Source organism: Alteromonas sp. ABV4_515, from assembly GCF_056160345.1.
The window spans coordinates 360359-377916 of the sequence record NZ_JBSWWZ010000003.1; the positions used below are offsets into that span (position 1 = coordinate 360359).

Annotated in this window: 16 protein-coding genes; 1 reads left to right on the forward strand and 15 read right to left on the reverse strand. The window is 45.6% G+C overall.

What is annotated here, in order from left to right:
* Window positions 1–4 precede the first annotated feature (4 nt).
* Window positions 5–1459 (forward strand): CDP-glycerol glycerophosphotransferase family protein, encoded by a 1455-nt coding sequence (locus tag ACXAGX_RS09365; protein ID WP_474837909.1) that lies wholly within the window; start codon window positions 5–7, stop codon window positions 1457–1459.
* A 47-nt stretch (window positions 1460–1506) separates the two neighbouring features.
* Here the strand turns inward: ACXAGX_RS09365 and ACXAGX_RS09370 are convergent, their stop codons facing one another.
* From ACXAGX_RS09370 to ACXAGX_RS09440, 15 genes are all read right to left on the reverse strand, one after another.
* Window positions 1507–2385: a GSCFA domain-containing protein gene (locus tag ACXAGX_RS09370; protein ID WP_474837911.1), complete on the reverse strand. Its 879-nt coding sequence runs from the start codon at window positions 2383–2385 to the stop codon at window positions 1507–1509.
* 74 nt (window positions 2386–2459) lie between these two features.
* Window positions 2460–3212: an acylneuraminate cytidylyltransferase family protein gene (locus tag ACXAGX_RS09375; protein ID WP_474837913.1), complete on the reverse strand. Its 753-nt coding sequence runs from the start codon at window positions 3210–3212 to the stop codon at window positions 2460–2462.
* A complete protein-coding gene (locus ACXAGX_RS09380; RefSeq protein ID WP_474837915.1) occupies window positions 3169–4047 on the reverse strand; it encodes a sugar phosphate isomerase/epimerase family protein in 879 nt (292 codons plus the stop codon). Before ACXAGX_RS09380 ends, ACXAGX_RS09375 begins: the two co-directional genes overlap by 44 nt.
* Complete coding sequence (locus ACXAGX_RS09385) at window positions 4044–4664, reverse strand: NeuD/PglB/VioB family sugar acetyltransferase (RefSeq protein WP_474837917.1); 621 nt, start codon at window positions 4662–4664, stop codon at window positions 4044–4046. Before ACXAGX_RS09385 ends, ACXAGX_RS09380 begins: the two co-directional genes overlap by 4 nt.
* Window positions 4657–5706 (reverse strand): N-acetylneuraminate synthase family protein, encoded by a 1050-nt coding sequence (locus ACXAGX_RS09390; RefSeq protein ID WP_474817818.1) that lies wholly within the window; start codon window positions 5704–5706, stop codon window positions 4657–4659. Before ACXAGX_RS09390 ends, ACXAGX_RS09385 begins: the two co-directional genes overlap by 8 nt.
* 3 nt (window positions 5707–5709) lie before the next feature.
* On the reverse strand, window positions 5710–6825 hold the full coding sequence (locus ACXAGX_RS09395; RefSeq protein ID WP_474837919.1) for a DegT/DnrJ/EryC1/StrS family aminotransferase: 1116 nt from the start codon (window positions 6823–6825) through the stop codon (window positions 5710–5712).
* The gene (gene gmd / locus ACXAGX_RS09400) at window positions 6818–7945 is read right to left on the reverse strand and encodes a GDP-mannose 4,6-dehydratase (RefSeq protein ID WP_474837921.1); all 1128 of its coding nucleotides are present in this window, start codon (window positions 7943–7945) and stop codon (window positions 6818–6820) included. The genes ACXAGX_RS09395 and gmd overlap by 8 nt, the downstream gene beginning before the upstream one ends.
* Window positions 7946–7956: 11 nt before the next feature.
* Window positions 7957–8955: a hypothetical protein gene (locus ACXAGX_RS09405; protein ID WP_474837923.1), complete on the reverse strand. Its 999-nt coding sequence runs from the start codon at window positions 8953–8955 to the stop codon at window positions 7957–7959.
* A 185-nt stretch (window positions 8956–9140) separates the two neighbouring features.
* On the reverse strand, window positions 9141–10091 hold the full coding sequence (locus ACXAGX_RS09410) for a stealth family protein (RefSeq protein ID WP_474837925.1): 951 nt from the start codon (window positions 10089–10091) through the stop codon (window positions 9141–9143).
* 39 nt (window positions 10092–10130) lie between these two features.
* Entirely contained in the window at window positions 10131–13502 is a 3372-nt protein-coding gene (locus tag ACXAGX_RS09415) for a motility associated factor glycosyltransferase family protein (protein ID WP_474837927.1), read from the reverse strand.
* Window positions 13503–13504: 2 nt separating this feature from the next.
* Window positions 13505–13654: a hypothetical protein gene (locus ACXAGX_RS09420; protein WP_474817812.1), complete on the reverse strand. Its 150-nt coding sequence runs from the start codon at window positions 13652–13654 to the stop codon at window positions 13505–13507.
* Between the two features lie 161 nt (window positions 13655–13815).
* On the reverse strand, window positions 13816–14244 hold the full coding sequence (gene fliS, locus ACXAGX_RS09425) for a flagellar export chaperone FliS (RefSeq protein ID WP_070127064.1): 429 nt from the start codon (window positions 14242–14244) through the stop codon (window positions 13816–13818).
* A gap of 22 nt (window positions 14245–14266) precedes the next feature.
* The gene (fliD, locus tag ACXAGX_RS09430; RefSeq protein ID WP_474817811.1) at window positions 14267–15697 is read right to left on the reverse strand and encodes a flagellar filament capping protein FliD; all 1431 of its coding nucleotides are present in this window, start codon (window positions 15695–15697) and stop codon (window positions 14267–14269) included.
* A 12-nt stretch (window positions 15698–15709) separates the two neighbouring features.
* On the reverse strand, window positions 15710–16189 hold the full coding sequence (locus ACXAGX_RS09435) for a flagellar protein FlaG (RefSeq protein ID WP_474817810.1): 480 nt from the start codon (window positions 16187–16189) through the stop codon (window positions 15710–15712).
* A gap of 91 nt (window positions 16190–16280) precedes the next feature.
* Window positions 16281–17120 carry a flagellin N-terminal helical domain-containing protein gene (locus ACXAGX_RS09440; RefSeq protein WP_474837929.1) on the reverse strand — a complete coding sequence of 280 codons (840 nt, stop codon included), beginning with the start codon at window positions 17118–17120 and terminating at the stop codon, window positions 16281–16283.
* Between the last annotated feature and the right edge of the window lie 438 nt (window positions 17121–17558).

Consider the following 17558-nt stretch of genomic DNA (forward strand, 5'->3'; position numbering starts at 1 on the left):
CATCATGGTATCGATTTCTAAACAAACGCCCCTACTTGTTGCGCCAGCAAATCCTGCAGGACGCGAACTCGCCAAGCAACTCTCTGCTCAGGGTTATCAGGTAGTCGGCTTTGTGGATAATCTGAAGCAGGCGGAGGATATCGTGAACGCGGAAAACGATCTTCCGACGGGCTCCCAAATCGTTTTGCATCAGGCGTCGTATACCTCAGCGGTTGCCGCGGGGCTACTGGATAAAGGTTTTGCAAAGTCTTCTTTAGTGATCATTGAAAACCAGAACGACAATGAAGATGTTGTGTTTTCGCGCTATCAGGTTCCCCTCACCCACTACGTTAAGCGATTTAAATTTACGTTACTGCTCACCCTCTTTACGTTTGTAAGATGCTTCACACCCAAAAAACACTATCTGTATTACGCTGAAGGTTTTTTCGACACCAACATGCTACTTGCCTACCGAGAGCATAAAAGAAGCCACTCAGGTGAAGCATTTTTAGTGGGCAGAAACCTTAAGCAACAGATTGATGCCTTAGATTATGACACTGATCTGTACAAGCGGTTGAGCATAGCGGCCTTACTTCGATTGTGCTGTACCCGGCGCATTGTCGTTGATCATGAGTTTACCGGCCAGACATTCTCTTTGTTACGCAAAGCCATTCCCGTCATTCAGTTATGGCATGGACTGCCGTACAAAGCGTTGAGTGGAAACATACATTACCCGCACATCTGTGATGAGGCATTTATCTCCAGTTCCCGCTGGTTCAATTTGAATATCTTCCCAACCATATTTCGCGCAAGACAATATCTGGATCTGGGGTACCCGAGAAATGACGTCTTCTGTCAGACGCAGGAACAACGAGACTGGATAAATGCAGAGTCGCTAGACACCCTCAACCAAGTGCGAGCCAGACATGGCGACATTGTGGTTTATGCGCCAACATACAGAGACTGGGGGGACAATGAATATCCTCTCGATCTGGATAAAATCAATCACTGGTGCGAGCAAAACAAAGCTGCTTTTATCCTCAAGTTCCACCCGTTTATTTCACGTCTATTTGGCGAAGCCATGGGACTATCAGAGCAGAATTGTCTGCAAGCTCTCCCGGACCATCCGAATATCTATATCTATCCGAGCGGAAAAAATGTGTACCCCTGGCTGGCAGATGCTGCCGCACTGGTTACCGACTACTCCTCCATTGCCTACGACTTTCTGCTGGCGGACAAACCCATTGTTTATTTCCAGTACGATAAGCAGCAATACCTACAACTTCGAGGCAACACGCTGGTGAGTGATGATGATTTTGTGGCCGGTGAAACCGTGACAACCGTAGATTCACTTTTGGCGGCGTTACGCAGCGAAAAAGAACTGTATGCTGCTCAGCGCGAAAAGCTACGCACTAAATTTGAAACCTTGCCACAACTCGCCTCTCCGCAAATTGTCTCCCTAGTCAGAGAACAAACCTGAACTTCAGGACACGAGCTGCAGGCAAAAAGCAGCGTTTCACCAATCACTTACTTTAAATAGTAGCGACCAAAGATAGACATGATGGTTTCAACGGCTTCGGGGGTGATGTGTCGATTATCTTCCTTCCACGGCTCATCAACATAGTGATTAATCAGCTCGTAAGACGGAAAATAAAATAAGTTGTCATCCTCTTTTTGCGTCATGAATTCGTGCAATACGGCTCGCAAGGTTGCTTTAGAAGACGTATTCGCACAGATAACAGATTTCTTTTGATACGAACCTAGCAACGGGATAGGAGACAAGGTAAACAGAATTTTTGCATCCGGTTTATGACGCTTAATCAACGAATAGATTTTATTCAGGTTGTCGAGATTCTCAGCAAAGGAAACAAACCGGTTTTCGAATCTTTGCGCATCCAGCTTCTTATTCGGCACGAACTTCCAAAGGTACTGCTGATTTTCTTTGTCGAACCATGCCTCTGTTAAACCTAAGGTGATTATGAAAAAGTCTGTCTGCTTGATGATGTCTTTACAGATTTCAAGGCTGTGGTAGGTTTGCGCTTTCTCTTCATTGGTCCCAATGAAAATCGTATCCAGTGACTTGTCTTCAAACGCCCACTCGAATTGTGCCAATAAAGCGGGTGTGTGAACCATAATTTCATCGATACGAATGAGGTCGGAAAGGTTATGGTCCCAGCTATGGGCATTCACTTTGTAGCCATGTTTCAACAGAAAGCGAGACACATTTCCCGCAAAACACGAACCGAACGCCGTTATGTTTGTCTCTTTGTCGATTATCGATTGAGTGGGCAGATAGCCGTGCATAAAGTAATCGAGAACAGCATCTTCTTGCGCGAGTTGCTCGTTGCCAGGCCAACGGTTTAAGCCAGCAAAGCCGTGTTTTTCAAGTACACTCATTTTTCTCATGCGCTATCTCTCCGGTTACCATTCGACAACCACTGTATCGGCAATCTGTTGAAACACATTAGTAGAACGTGGGGTTAGCCTGCATCAACGCTCATCTGGCTCAACTGAACTTCAGCGCACTGAAAATCATCTACAGTATCAATATCAAGGGATGACGCTTCCGTCATAACATACGGACAAGTATTGGGTTGATATTGTGCTGAAAGTGCCTGAGTCTGATAAATGAAAATCGCCCCGTTTGGCATATATACAGGAGAATTAGACTGACGATTAAATCCCCCTCCCTGGTTAAGTTTGTCATCAACAAACCGCAGTTGTGATTCGTCATTGATGCTTAACAGCCATCGGTATTTTGCATTGACTTCATAAACTGAAGCGAGAGACTTAGGTGACTGCGGCTTAGCACGAAAAAGAGTCAGGGCTTCGCGAATGTGATTTGCCGTTCTTAATGGCGAGGTGGGTTGTAGCACTACAACCACATCATATGCTTTGCCTTCTTTTGCTAGCCTGTCTAGCGTATGCTGTATTGACGACATGAGAGAGGCATCGTCTGTAGCGAACTTTGCTTCTCTGAGAAAGGGCACCCACGCGCCATACTCCCTGCCAATTTGCGCATAGTGTTCGCTATCTGTAGACAACACCACATCTTGAATATCATCGACTTTTAATGCCGCTTCAATGGTCCACGCCAGCAAAGGTTTACCATGCAGTATTCTAATATTTTTGTCGACAACGCCTTTTGAACCTGCTCTAGCGGGCACGATGGCGAGTACTTTTTGCTGCTTATCCATCAGCCATCCCAGGTTGAAGTAATGCCAATGTGGCATTCAAACTCGTTTGAATTGAACCGTCATAAACTTCAAGGGTTATGGTTTTATTCGCAAGTTCGACTTTGCGCAATAAACTGAATAACGCTGTTCCCTCACGCACGCCATGATTTGTGTCTGCAGTCCCATCGTTGTCGCTAAAATGGAGGTAGTCAGACAGGTGGGCTAATTGCGCTAACTCTTTTTCAAACGAAAGCCCCAGACTGTTGCAGCTTACTTTTAAGTGGGCCACATCTAACAACAACGAAGCCTGACAGGCATCCTGTAAACGGGCTATTGATGCAGAATCTGTGGCTAAAAAAGGATTATCACTGCCAAAGGTTGTCCGGTTTGCTTTCGAAAGCACATTATTTTCTACATACAAGCTCACGCCATGATCCTTGGCCTGTTTATTAAGCGCTTCCCAGGCTAACGCGAAAAGTGCGATAGCCTCTTCTTCACTTTGCAGCTGAGCGCAATCAAAAGCCTGCCCAAGCTTTTTGTGGTCAGGCATAAATCGAAAGCCCGCATGCACACCATACTCCTTTGCCCCTAACTCAGCAGACAACGTAATGGCTTGCTGAACATGGGCAATGGAACGCGCCCGAACATCATTATCACTGGCTGACAGGTTAAGTACAAAGTGTTCCTCTGGCGGCGGAAAATAGTTGTGGCAACGATATTGAATTCCAAACTCTGATTGTAAATTCAGAAGATCTTGTTTCCAATTTGGATAAAGGTTGGTACCGCCGGATAATTCGATATTGGTATAACCTTGCTCGGCGAGTTGCCGCACGCTGTCTGCGATTTTACGGTTGTTGACACAACTGCTGGAAATGTAAATCTGCCCATTCATCGGTTGAGTTTCCTTGCGGGACTGCCGACGTAAACACCCGGTTCATCAATAGGCTTATTAACAAAACTGTTTGCGCCCACCGTCACGCCATCACAAATTGATATTCCGTCTTTTATTACTGCGCCGGCACCAATAAAACAAGACTCACCAATTCGCGTTCTACCTAGCAACTTGGCACCCACAGCCACGTGAGAAAAAGCCCCTACACTGGCTTCGTGTTCTATCACGGCATGGGTATTTATTATGGCAAATTGCCCCACTTCAGCAAGCGGGCCAACATAGGCGCCCGCAAAAATTTGACTGGCACAGCCTAATACCGCAGATTCATCGATAAAAGAAGAAGGATGGGTTAGCGGCAACGTGTAACACTGAGCTTTTAAATCATTAGCTTTCGTTTTACGCAAGGCATTATCGCCAATGGCCAAGATGGTGGTTATCTCACCGTCCAGATTGAGATGGTCGATACTCGTTACTACCGCAATGCCCATGATCACCTCACCTGGCGCGGCATGCACGTCTATAATGGCTTGGGGCTCAAGCTTATTGGCGCGCAACAAAGACACCAGGGAGCGAGCGTGCCCCCCCGCCCCCGCTATCACCAGATGTGCTTCAGACATCGATGATATCACCAAGGGCCAGGTCGCAATGCATTTGCTTGCCAATCACATCGTTAATGTATTTCGCCGGAATGCCATGGCCACCGGTTCTTCTGGCAACCACATTGCGTGCAGTTAGATATTCTCCCTTCGCAATGGGCTCAGCAGCCACCAAACATTTTTGCAGAGATAACCGGTTTTCTCGTTCACATAATTCCACACGCTTCACGCTGCGCCCCATCATGGTTTCTACCTTACGAATTTCTTTTACCAAAGACGCCAATTCCTCAGGAGACAACGACGCTTGGTGATCCGGGCCTGGCAGACTTTTATCCAGCGTAAAGTGTTTTTCAATTACACTGGCCCCTGCCGCCACGGCATAAGGCGAAGCACCAATGCCAGCAGTATGATCAGAGTAACCAACAACGACGTCATAGTCGGACTGGTATTTATTCATTACACGCAGGTTGAGCTCTGTATCGGGCGCCGGATAACTTGACGTACATTGCAATAAAATTAAATCGTTACACTTACCCCGAAGCATTGCCATCGCTTCATCAACCTCAGACTGCTCACTCATGCCCGTGGACAATATGAGTGGCACCAGCGCTTGAGCAGCCCGCTCAATAAAAGCAATATTGGTCAGATCGGTGGACGAAATTTTTAATGCCGATAGCGGCAAAGACAGTAAAAACGTCAGGCTGGGTTCATCGAAGGGCGTAACGATAAAATCAATACCGCTGCTACGAGCGTATTCCGCCAGTGCTTCACATTGCTGAGGTGAAATTTCCAGCGCTTTTAGCATGTCATATTGGCTTTGCTGGTCGCTCGTATCCTGAACCTGGTAACTGGCCTTTTTTACATCGTTGCGGATTAGGGCGACGGTGTCGAACAATTGAAATTTTACTGCGTTTGCGCCGGCTTTCACGGCAACGTCGATAAGTTTGTACGCTAGATTGATGTCACCATTATGGTTAACGCCAGCTTCTGCGATGATGTAAACCGGTTGCTCAGGCCCAATTACCGTGTCAGCGATGTTTATCTGTTGGGAAAATGTCGTCATGTTTTATGCTTCCTGACCCATATATCTTTTAATCAGATCGCAAATGCGCGTTATCTGTTCGTTACTAAGGCCAATAAATGTGGGTAGAGATAATCCGCTATCCGAAAGTTTCTTCGTCGCTTCCAGGGCCGAACGTTCATCACGGTATGGGGGTTGCTCGTGAAGCGGAAAGAAAAATGGCCGGGAATCCACTTGATGTTCAGCAAGCCAGGCTCGTAAGCCCTCGGCACTTTTGTTTTCGGCATTGACTCTAATAGACATTAGCCAGTTAACCGACTTTGCGCCGCTCAACACCGATTTAAACATAATGCCAGATATCCCTTCCAGATGCTGCCGATAGAGCCTCTCCTGTTCACCGCGCAAGCGAGTGAACTCATCAAGCAACGCTAACTGGGACACGCCGATTGCCGCCTGAATATTGGTCATCCGATAATTTAACCCGGCAAAGTCGTGCCAGTATTTTTTGTCCGGCGCCATGCCGTGATCCCGTAAAATTCGCAGTTTCTTAGCTAATTCAGCGTCGTTGGTGGTAACCATGCCGCCTTCACCAGTAGACAGCAATTTGTTAGCAAAAAAGCTAAAGCAGCCCATTTCCCCCATCGTGCCTGTGTACTGTTCATCCACCGATGCGCCTAGGGATTCTGCGCAATCTTCAATAACAGTAATACCATGTTCGCCAGCCAAATGGGTAATCGCTTTCATATCAGCAGGGTTGCCATATAAATGCACAGGAATAATGGCTTTGGTGTTGCTGGTAACTAACTGCTTACAATCCTGCACATCGAGGGTCCAGGTATCCTCATCGATAGCGCACAGCACTGGCTTGGCGCCACACAGCAGCACAGCATTCGCTGTAGCCGCAAACGTAAGATCCGGTACGATAACTTCATCGCCCGGGCCGATGCCTATGGCAAGAAGCGCTAAGTGTAGTGCTGCGGTTCCACTGGTGACACTAATAGCAAATTCTGCACCTATGTAAGCAGCAAAATCATTCTCGAACTGAGTAACATACGCGCCCTGAGATGAAATCCAGCCGGACTCCAAACAATCCATGACCAGCGCCTTTGCGCTGTCATCGATAAAAGGTTGAGATACAGGTATGAAGTCGGTGTTAGTCATGTCTATGCTTATTCAAAATAGCTTCATCCCGAGATAACGCCAGATCATGGGTAACCATTTCGCTCACCATTTCCTGCAAGCCAATAACAGGTTTCCAGCCCAATACGCGCTCAGCCTTGCTCGCATCGCCCCACAATACATCCACTTCATTTGGACGGAAATAATAAGGGTCGATACGAACCACAGTGTCGTCAATGCGAAGGGCCGGTGGAAAGCCTTTGGTCGCTTCTTCCAACACACTTGCATCGATATTTTCAACAACGCCGATCTCATCAACGCCACTGCCCTGCCATCGCAAGGTGATACCGAGCAGTTTGAAGCTCATTTCCACAAATTCGCGCACGGAGGTTTTTCTTCCCGACGCAATAACGAAATCATCAGGTTCTGGTTGTTGTAGCATCAGCCATTGCGCTTCTACGTAATCTTTTGCATGACCCCAGTCACGCTGCGCGTCAATGTTCCCCAAATACAAACAATCTTGAAGCCCGTAAGCAATACGAGAGATTGTTGAAGTCACTTTTCGGGTGACAAAGGTTTTACCTCTGAACTTAGACTCATGATTAAACAGTACGCCGTTACACGCGAACATGCCGTAAGACTCACGATAATTTACAACAGACCAGTAAGCGTAGAGTTTCGCTGTGGCGTAGGGAGAGCGCGGATAAAACGGTGTGCTTTCATCTTGTCGTGGAGATTGTATTTTTCCGTAAAGTTCGCTGGTAGACGCCTGATAAAACCTCACTGAATCTTCCATTTTCAGCGTTCTTAGCGCATCCAGTAACCTTAGTGTACCCAGCGCATTGACGTCTGCGGTGTTCTCCGGCGCATTAAAAGAAACGTGAACGTGACTCTGTGCGGCCAGGTTGTAAACTTCGGTGGGTTGGATTTCGTTGATCAATCTGACCAGCGACAATGCATCGCTCATGTCACCGTAGTGCAGGTAAAAATCGTTTTTAACCTGTTGTGGCGGCTCCACGAGATCATGCACTCTATCCAGATTTGGCAATGACGCACGGCGACGCAGGCCATGTACCTCGTAACCTTTATCGAGTAGAAACCGCGATAAATATGCACCGTCCTGACCGGTAACGCCGGTAATTAATGCAACTTTCCTGGTCATTGTGTCCTCACTTAGTTCGCCAGCCTGGCTTCGATATTAAATTCATCGAGGCGACGATAGATCGATTCTATGTGATCTCTTAACGTAAACTTATCGCTCCCCCAATGTTGCGTAGCAAATTGGGCAAGCCGCGTTTCATTCATCAGGTAGCAAGAGGCAGAAATCTGCTCTGCAAACAGAATTTTCATATTAAATAAGCTAGTTGAATGCATACCCGCTATTTCTGCCGGCACCCTTCCCGCACTGGCGCACAGTAATTCGTAAGGTTCATCGTGTAACTCTACGGAAAACCCTAATGCTTCCAGCTTTTGTTTTTTACTCTCGAGTGCTTCCGCTCTGTGCGCGAAATAAACTGGCTTCATGCCTGCACGGCTATTTCTCAACGCATCTTCAATCATTTTGTAATAGTCGTCATCCGCGAGAATGCCTTTTTCCACCACAGGCGAACCAATAAAGTGAAATTCATCGTTTTTCTCAGTTTGCGTAAAACGCGCACGTAATGCCGATAATTGATTTAACCGCGTATGGTTATCATGGGGAAACGTAAAAATGGAAAAAAGCGTCATCGACTTTTCCACCACGTTTAGCCCCAATGCTTGCTTTATGTTTGCCGCTTCTTGTTTTCGTTCGGGGCGCTGCGAGTGCATAGAAACAGGCAACTTAAAGTTTGCCGGTCCAATCAGTTTTTCCACAAACACATTGGTTGCGGCGCCATCGTCCACCAAAACGATATTTTCGCAATCAAGACTACAGGCAATATCTTGCATCCAAATTTGCCGAAGATCACCCACTAAAACAAGGTCAAATTTAATGTGCAGAAATTGCTTTGCTAAATCAGCATAAGGGGCAATCCGCGACGTTAACGTTCCGGCTTTAGGAATAGTCAGGATGACCTCTTTTACCCGTGAGCAGTTTTCATGCAGCCGTTTTATTTGAACCATGGAGTGACGGCAGAAGGTGGCCGCGTTGATAACCGTAATATCACAGTGAAGTAGCGAAGCCTGGTACAAGTACTCCTGTGCACACCAATATTGAAAAGGTGATGAGAGTAAAATGAGAACCTGTTTTCTATTATCAGTATCAGTCATAAATCTGAAGATCGCGTTGGAAAAGATAATCCATGCCGGTTTAGTTAAGTATCACAAGGTTATCGGCACTAATAGAAAAACCATGAAATGATAACTTGATCAGGCTGTCAATGCTCACTGAAAAGCGCTGGCCCGCATAGCTTATCAAGCTCGCCTTCTACAAACTCCATGCGTTCAACCAGTGCCTGATATTCGTTTATACACAGCATTTTTCGCTCGCCGGTTTTAAACAAATCCAGTAATAAGCGAACCTTTTCTTCCGTGCCTTCACGGCATAGTTCAAAACTGAAGTGCACCATTGGCTCAGTACCCGCCACAGGACACATTAATTTGTAATAACAGTAATGATTGTGCAGAGATTCAACCAAAAACTGGCTTCGGTGACGGAATTTGTGTTGCAGATTATTAGCAAATGCATCGGTAAAACAAGACTTTAATTTACCAATGATATTCTTATCCATGGGTTGGAAGCCGTGACTAATGTGAATAAATTGCTCGGTATCCGCTTCCACCATTCTGGCTGCATTGATCATCCCCTGCTGAAACAATGTGGTCTTATTGGCTGGTAACACAGGCTGCCAATCCCCCCAGATAACCGGTTTATCTTGGTTAAAAAAGAAGTCTGGGCTAACAGCACTACCGAACATAAAATCATCGTTGCCGTAAATAAACTGCGTTGACAAGCCTTCAATGACGTCAAGCTGACTGACTATTGCCCGCGTATTAAAAGTGGGGAGTGCATCTGGGTGATGTTTAAAAAGTAACGTATGGTCTACGACACATATTTTGTCTTCGGCTAACTTGGCGCTGTCCAAAAATTCGGGGATTTGGTTGTCTGTCACCAACCAGATTTTTCTATACCACGGCGCATGGTACTTAATAGACCGAAGGCAATAAATGAGCTCACGGTGCTGCACGAACCGTTTATCACTAACAGACTGTTCTACGTCTCTCGACTCACCTTGCCACGCCCTGGACTGCCAGCGTTTGCGTTTGGCTTTATGAACAGGATCGTTGCCATCGACCCAAGTAATAACAAAGTCTATTTCGCTTTGCATTTCAATACTGGCCCCTGTGCAGCGTTGTCCAACAAGCGCTTATTCAATGCCTCTGGCGACCATATCGAGCAACCGCGACTCATAAATATCCGCAGACAATTTCCGCCCCATAAGATCCAGCGCTTTCAATTCCGGCAAATAACACAGCCTGTCTCCACTATTAAGTAGTAACTGCGTTTCGCTAAGTAGTTTTTGACTCACTATGAGGAAATCCGCGCCTCCGTAGCAATGGTAGCCAGAAAGCGCTTGAAGCAAATATGCCACGCCAGCAGGCTCATAGTCTTCGCAGTAAATCAGTTTTGGCACGATGATGACACCCGTCAAGCCGCTGGCCATTCCAAGTACCGCAAAGTTCACGCAGGTTTCTTCGTTACATGACGACGAAGCAAACGGGGTTTTATAGCTCCCTGGTAGATAAACAGTATTACCGGTTTTCAGGAACAATGTGTCAACCTGTTCAACTTCCCTACGTTGAATAAGGTGCTGATGCGGATACTCTGCTTTCTGTTCAGTTATGTCGGTGGCCACGTAAACCAACGGGGCCTTTTCTTTCGAATGCTTGTTCGCGATCTGAAGATAAACACTGTACGAACAAAGGGGTTCACCGTCGTGCGTTTTCACTCGCACCGGATTATTTTCGAACCATTGATTTAGCAGCAGCGCTCTACGCTTACCCATAAAACTGGTAATGTTATCGAATTCAAACTGCTGATTTTCAAAGCTTTGACGAATATAAGAAAGGTAACGTTTCCAAACGCCTGCGAGTTGCTCACCTAATTCGACTGCGCGAGTCTCACTTTGCAAATTGACCACTTTAGTCAGAGAACTATTTATATAGTTAAGTGTGCCGTTCAAATAAAAGAAAAGTAGAGAGCGCTTTCTAAGCAGTGAGGCCACGAGAATATTTCTCTGCTCTTCTATGCATTCGGCAACGTCACTGCGCTGGGCAAAGTGCGCTGGTAATGCACTAATCAATTCATCAATTTCAGTAAGTAATTGCGCATGATTGAATCTTGCCGAAAAGTCGTTATCAAAATCAGTAAAATTCAATACTGCAAAACCATTTTCCTTCAAGGCGTTAAGGGCTTGCCGCTTTATCTCAGGATTACTGATAACAATGGCATCTTCTGAATGCAAAGGCCGGGTACCATTTATTTTTGCACCGTCATTCAGGTTGTACACATCTAGCCGCTTCCCTTGCAGCGTATTTTCAAGCACGGATTTAGAGACTTTAAACTCATATTTGGTATTAACAAATGGCCTGAAATTACCCGGAATAACCAAGCTGGTATTGTTTTCCGTTGTGTAGTCGTAGAGATCCTGACCCTTCTCGTCGTAATACCCTGAGGTTTTACTGTGATGGTGATTTTCATCAACAAAGCCTAAATCGGTACCGAAAAGATAAAACTGCGAAAAGCCAATTTCTGTGAAAAAGTTAACCGCAAAATTGGTAACGGTTGGATAAGCATTGTCGAGAGCAGCGAAGATTTTCTGCCCAAGAACTTCTTGTATCGATACCGTCGAAGCCTCACCTTGTTTAAAGGCAAGAAACACATCTCGGTACAGATTGCAGGTGTCAGGGTGTATACCATTACAACTGATCAGTGAAATTGATTTTAAATAGTCGGGGTCGTTAACCCGCACAGCCCAATCGTAAGTAGAACGATTGGCCTCGATTTCAGCGTGAAAATCCGGGGTGATCCCGTGTTTATGAAGCGTTTGCAAGGCCGTACCACAGGAAACAACAATCGCTTTATCGGCTTCCTCTTTTAACAGTGGTAATAATTGATCCAGTGATGGGCCGTTGCCCACAATCAATACAGGCACATCTTTGTCAGCGGTACTGAGCTTTTTGCTTACGCCTTTTCTCAGAAACGGCGTACCTTTTTTAATTGCTGCATAGGTATGAGATGTACCGTACCGGGCATTATCAAAGTAATCGCCCATCGCAATCATCACTTGAAGCTGTTCGCGCAGTTGAGATACAGCCTTCACCAAATGTTCGTTGTAATAACTTTGATAAAAATAGGTATTCGCCAAGACATACGGCCCAATAGACTGGAACTGTACCAGTAAGTCGTTCGTCAGATTGGTACCGTCATCACCAATATTTAAATATAGGCGACGTTTTTTCTGTGAGAAATAGGTGAGGATCGCTTCCCAGTCGAGTGCATACAAGGAAGCGTAGAAAAAGTCTTTGTTAGGCTCGCAGATGAACAGCTTTTCAACATCGTAGTGGTGAATTAAATGCTCAAGTTCAAAGCCTGCAGCCATGCCAAAGAAGATGATTGATTTTATTTGCTCCGGCAGATTTCCGGTTTCATCTTCAACGCCCTTGAGTACCTTTTCGCACTCCATTACCATTTGATAATGCAGATAGTTTCGTAGCTTCTTCCCTTTATACCCCAGCACTATGCCATCTTTGTGCGGATGCTTTTCAAAGCACTGAAAGCTATCGGTCGATGCCGTTTCAGCATCGTAATGGTACAGCCAAGATCGGGTTTTGCGATGAACAATATTCAGCTTATCTCGACTGTCATATCCCGCACACCAGATATCAGGCTTGTAATCAGCAAACTCTTTATAAATATCTGGAAAATACTTTTTAAATGCCTGAAGGTTAGTGTCTCGTTTGGCAGTATCTAACGCAAAATCATCCGCAGGCTTACATTGCCTGAATGTCCACTGAGGAACATAGTTCACAATGGGATTACGTTGGCTTACTGACGCGTTCCACTTTGTAAACGCAGTCCAACTATCTGTTCTTAATCGGTATTCAATTTCGTCGAATACCGGATTGTTAAGGTGTTTGTAGAAATAGAAACCGGTGCAGCCTAAATGGGTCTGCAGCTCTTCGATATTCTCAGCAAGCTTTTTTCCATTTTCCCCAATTTGCAGGAAGAGGCCAATGCCGTTCTTTTTTGCCAGCGACAGAATATCCCGCCATTCAATGGCGGACAGAGAGCACACAAAGTGCTCTTCATTGGGCTCATAAATTACAATATTCTTGAATTTATTCTCTTCAATAATTTTCGGCAAATAATAGCCGAGTCCTAATCCCAGAATAACTAATACATCGGGCTCTCGAAGACTATCTTCAACTAAATGAACCGGCTCAGCGAGCACCATAGCTTGTCTGAAGTGCTCGCAGACCTCCTCAACCGGATGCAACCCGTAAAGTACTTGCCCACTAGTAACATTAACGATATTTATCTCACCAAACTTATTGCACAGAATGGTAGAGTTTGTGGTGGCTTCATTACTGATACACGACAATAACGACGGAATGTTTCGGCGAAAGGCGTCAATGCCTTCACGGTGTCGACGTCTGATCTCCACCGCCGCCTCGACTTCCACCTTTTGTTGTTCTACTTCGTCGCTATGAATATGTAATTGAATTTGGTTCAGCATGTTTACTTGTACTTGTTAACGGCAGCCCGACCCCGGGAATATTTAACCACTTCATCTTTTGCATTACCTAGCAACCCTTGCGCCAGCTCTTCAAGCTTACGATTAATTTCTAGTTCTTGTTTAGCAAAGTCAGTGCGTTGTTCTGGCGCCATTCGGCTTAACGCACGGAGAATAACTTTATGGCGTATTTGGGATAAGTATCGAAATTGCTCAGAGGAAAAGTCGTCGCTGGAAAGCGTTAGGCAAGCAGTCAACCGGGCGTTGACTGCTTTTAAGAATAGTGGAGTATCGCTATGATTTAGAATCGAATTTTTCAAATAGCTTGTCGGTTAAGACGTTGGGCCTCGTAAGCTTCCTGCTTAGCAGCTTCCGGAATTTGTACCCACGCATCGCGGATTGGTGTTAACAGGCTAGACACTTCACCTAACATATTCAAGTCATTATTGATATGGGCGTCGTTAAGAAGCTGAACCATGTAATTGTAAAGTGCGAACATATTGTTTGCGACTTCACCACCAATTTCCAAATCAAGGGTATCGCGCAAGTGCATGATTATCGCGCTGGCTTTAGAAATATAATCAGCCTTACTGACCAGATCTTTACGCTCCATCGCACCTTTTGCATAGGCAACGCGATCCAGTGCGCCTTGCAACAGCATCAGTGTCAATTTATGTGGATCGGCATTGGCAACATCTTGTTTAAGGTTGCCTTTGCGATATGCGTTTATACCTTTAAGTGACATAGTAACTCCAACTCAATTTTACTTATAATGACGCGAGCAATGCAGAACCGGTTTGATTCAGTTGCGCCACTGTCTGGTCAAGGTTTAAATATTTATCTCGCAGCATACTTTCATAGCTGGCCATACGAAGTTCAAGGGTTTCCCGTTCATCGTACAATTCGTCGCGATCATCTTTCACGGCTCTTTCACGTAAGCTAATCAATCCGCTGTAAGAGGTATATTCTTTGGCAAAGTCGTAAAGACGTGTGGCAATACCTTCATCGGAATCGGTAAACAAAGACGCGATTTCATCGAAGTTATCTTCCATCGCATCTTCCAAACGATCTTCACCGGTACCTAAGCCATAATCGGTAGTACCAATTTCCAGCTTTCCGTCGTCGTTAAATTCAATACCTATCTGGAACAAACCGCCTAAGGCCGACGCACTTACACTATCGCCCACGATGGAGGCTAATCCAGTTTGGATACTTCGAATTAACGAGTCACCTGCCAGTGCGCCGTCTTCTTCCAGCTCAGACTCACCGTAACGGGTAAGTGTGCCGATTTCATCAATGAGCGCATTGTAGTTATCGACAAAGTCACGGATTTTTTTATCCAAACCTTCTTTGTCATAACCAATATTTAATTTGGTGGCGAGGAAATCGCCAGCCGCGTCTTTAGGAGAAACTTCGTTAACCTCAAACGACACGTTCTGAATGGTGTTTTCGAACTCGTTTGAACTACTTTGCACTTCAATGCCATCAATGGTCGCGATAGCATTTCGGGCACTCTCAATATTTGCGGCGCTGATGTTATTGGTACCGCCGGTGGTAGACAGTCTGTCCAGCTCTGCGGCACCGGTATCGTTGGTAATAACCAAATCGTTACCGTCACCGGTTTCGCTTGAGGAAAAGACCAGACGAGGACCTGCACTGGTACCCGTGTCGATGATATTGGCCGTTACGCCAAAATTATCTTCCGCCTTATTAATTTTTTCACGAAGTTGGGTAAGTGTCATACCCGCCGTGATATCAACGGTAAAACTCTCGCTACCGCCCACATCAAACGTGAGTGAACCGGTACCTGAAGACAGTACCGAATCACTGCTAGAGGTAAAAGCGCCATCGTCAGTGGTAATGCGACTTCCCGCTGCAAGCTGGGAAACGACAACTTCATACGTACCACGTAAAGCTGAGTTTGACGCATCTGCAGACAACACATCGTTGTCTTCCGACGGATTGGTGATAGTAGGTTCCCGCCCGTTAATGGCGTTATCACTACGCAATTCATCTACGGCGTCTTTGAAGTCGGAAAGTTTAGACTTAATTTGACCAAGTCCTGAGATTTCAGCCTCTATTCGCTCTTCTTTTGCATTCAAGCGCTCCTCTTTCGGCGTGCGCTCTGCAGCTAATAACTGTTGTACAAGATCGTCGAGTGCTAACCCTGATCCCACACCTAGAGACTGAATTGTCATAACCTACCCCATCTAAACCTGGTTGTTGATAAACACTCCTACGCTGTCACCAACATCCTGCTGTAAATCCTGAATTCGTTCAGCAAGCTTTAACACTTCTTCCGAAGGTATTTGCCTGATGACTTCTCCAGATGTCGAATCTTTTACGGTCACTACCGAGCGGCTGGTATTTTCATCTACAGAAAATGCCAAATCCCGATTCTGTACTTTCAGGAAAGATTCAACCTTAGCTACCGCTTCCTGTAGCTCAACATCATTTTCCTCTCCTGACACTGTATCGGCTTGCGCTGAAGAAGCTTGAGATAAATTCTTAGAATTTTCTGTCGCCTTCTGCAATTCCGAAGAAGCTGGGAGAGTAGTCCGTTGTTTGTCGCTGGTTTGTGACGAACCGTCAGACGATGCCTCGGCAGCAGGTAGCGGACTCGCCTGAACGGGCGCAGCCTGAGTCTTCAAAGCAAATGTCTGGCCAATTTGAGTATTTTGAATTTCCACCTAATACCTCCTTACTGAAACGTCTTAACGGGTACTTGCTTATGTGCGAGTAACCCGTTTATCTCAATTAAGGTAACAACTATATTATAGCTTATCCGAGCAGAGATAGCGCAGTTTGCGGACGCTGGTTTGCCTGACTCAGCACAGAAACCGATGCTTGCTGAATAATTTGGTTACGGGTTAATTCAGCGGTCTCGGTTGCAAAATCTGTATCGCGAATTTGCGAACGAGCAGAAGACAAATTCTCACTGATGTTACTCAGGTTACGAATAGTCGATTGGAAACGGTTTTGCAATGCACCTAAGTCGGCGCGTACCGCCCCGATACCAGAAATAGCGGCATCAACATCGGACATCAGCGCTGACGCACCGTCTGCAGTTGATACGTTATTAGTGGTGATATTCAGGCCAGTCGCACTGAAACCACTGATTGAACCCAAATTGGTAGAAGACAGGTTCACAGAGATAGTCTGACCGGCGTTGGCACCAACCAGAAATTTTGCTGAAAAATTACCATCAAGAATTTTCACGTTACCAAACTGTGTGGTGGTGGCGATACGTGAAATTTCAGTACGTAAAGCAGACACTTCTTTTTGCAGCGCCTTACGGTCAGACGACGAGTTGATGCCGTTCTGCGATTGAACAGCCAGCTGGCGAATACGCTGCAAGCTGGTTGTAACCTCAGATAATGCACCTTCTGCTGTTTGAGAAAGCGAAATCGCGTCATTCGCATTACGTACAGCCATGTTCAAACCCTGAACCTGAGATGTCAGACGATCTGAAATTTGCAGGCCAGCAGCATCGTCGGCTGCACTGTTAATACGAAACCCTGATGATAGTCTTTCAAAAGACGTGTTCAGACGATCATTCACGTCAAAAAGCTGACGCTGCGCATTGATCGATGAAACATTAGTATTTACAAACAAAGACATAAATAACCTCCTAGGGATTCAATGGCCTATGTGGTATCATCAAACCCTTCCAGTTCAAATTAGACAGGTCACTACTCCCGTCTAACCCCTCTCTTAAAAGTAAAGTAAATTACCCCTCAACAATAGGTATCGGCAAAGTCTTTAGGATCTTTAGCTTTTTTTCGATTTTTTTTTCGCACCACAAAAGAAAAGACTTAAGCCATTGTTTTAAAACAATTTTAATTTCATCTTTTTTGAGTTCTGCGAAAGGAAAAGCAAGAAAAGTCTAAAACAGGAGGTTGTTTGTTGAACGACTCTGGCATATAACAAAAAGCATTCAACCACCAAAACGCGGTGTTTTGAAAAGTGGGCGGTAAATTGAAAACTGGCACGCGAAGTGCTTTGGTTTAGGTGAACGTCAGATTTGCTCAATCTGTAGATTCAATTGGCAAGGTTTTC